Origin of the sequence: Nitratidesulfovibrio oxamicus (assembly GCF_015731765.1) — a bacterium.
GTDB lineage: Bacteria > Desulfobacterota > Desulfovibrionia > Desulfovibrionales > Desulfovibrionaceae > Cupidesulfovibrio > Cupidesulfovibrio oxamicus.
Genome location: NZ_VRYY01000579.1, coordinates 1 through 1288 on the forward strand (window position 1 = coordinate 1; position 1288 = coordinate 1288).

Here is a 1288-nt window from a genome sequence, read left to right on the forward strand (position 1 = left end):
CCGCCGGGCATGGGCGGCAGCAGTCCGCCGCGCCCGGCCACGGCGGCCAGGGGCATGTCGGTCATGCCGTGTTCGGCCAGCAGCGCGTCCACGGCGGCACGGCGGTAGGCGTACTGGGCGATGACCGTGGGAAAGGCCGCAAGCTCGTCGCGCGGGTGTTCCACGGTTTCGGAAAACACCTCGGTCTCGCCCTCGTACAAGGCCACCTTGGTGGAGGTGGAGCCGGGATTGATGGCCAGAATGCGTTCCTTCCCGGAGCCGGACGAATCCGCGGGACGGGCCGTGCTGGCGGCTGGCTTGCCGTCGGTGGGAAAAGGCTGGGAACTCAGATGGGTATCCTCTCGAAGGGCGATGTCGTGCAAGGGCGGCAACGCGGCAAGCAGGCCGCCGGAAAAGAATGGAACGGACGGGCGGGCCGGCGCTAGCTTCTTGCGGACAAGGCCAGGTAGCCCGCCAACGCGATGGAGCAGAACTTGGAACGTTCGCTGTCCCCGCGCGAGGTGACCACCAGCGGCGCGGAACTGCCCGCCATGGTGCTGGCCATGTCCGCGTGGGCCAATGTGGTCAGTGACTTGTACAGGATGTTGCCGCTCTCTATGTCCGGCGTCACGAGGATGTCGGCGCACCCGGCCACGGGATGGTCCACACCCTTGCGCGCGGCGGCATCGGGCGAGATGGCGATGTCCAGCGCCATGGGTCCGGCCACGTCCGCCTCGCCGAATTCGCCCTGATCGGCCATGCGGGCCACTATCTGGGCATCCAGCGTGGCGGGCATGGCGGGCAGGATGACCTTTTCGGTGGCGGCCAGCATGGCCACGCGGGGCCGGGCAATGCCCAGCGCACGGGCCACGGCCACGGCGTTGTGCACGATTTCCAGCTTGCGCTGCAAGTTGGGGCGGATGTTCACGGCGGCGTCCGTCATCATGGCCAGACGGGTGACGCCGCCCGACACGGGCAGTTCGAACACGGCCACATGGCTCAACACGCCCTTGGGGGGCAGGCCGGTGGCGCGGTTGAGCACCCGGCGCAGCAACACGTCGGTATTCACAAGGCCCTTCATGAGCACCTCGGCCTCGCCGCGCCGCACCATGTCCACGGCGCACTGCACGGCCTCGCGCGGGTCGGGGGCGTGCACGGCTGCAATGCCGGAAATGTCGCGCCCCAACTCCGCCGCGATGCGCGCGGTCTGGTCCATGTCGCCCACCAGCAGGGGCTGGGCGATGCCCCGCTCCATGGCGTCCAGCAGGGCGCCCAGGGCATGGGCCTCTGCACAGGCGGCCAGCGCGAT

At 69.4% G+C, this 1288-nt stretch carries 1 protein-coding gene and 1 pseudogene; both read right to left on the reverse strand.

From position 1 onward, the window contains the following. A pseudogene (locus FVW20_RS15805) lies at positions 1–362 on the reverse strand (butyrate kinase); the annotation flags it as partial. 59 nt (positions 363–421) lie between these two features. Beyond that, positions 422–1288 (reverse strand): phosphate acyltransferase (locus FVW20_RS15810; RefSeq protein ID WP_231039167.1); only part of this gene is annotated, 867 nt, incomplete at its 5' end.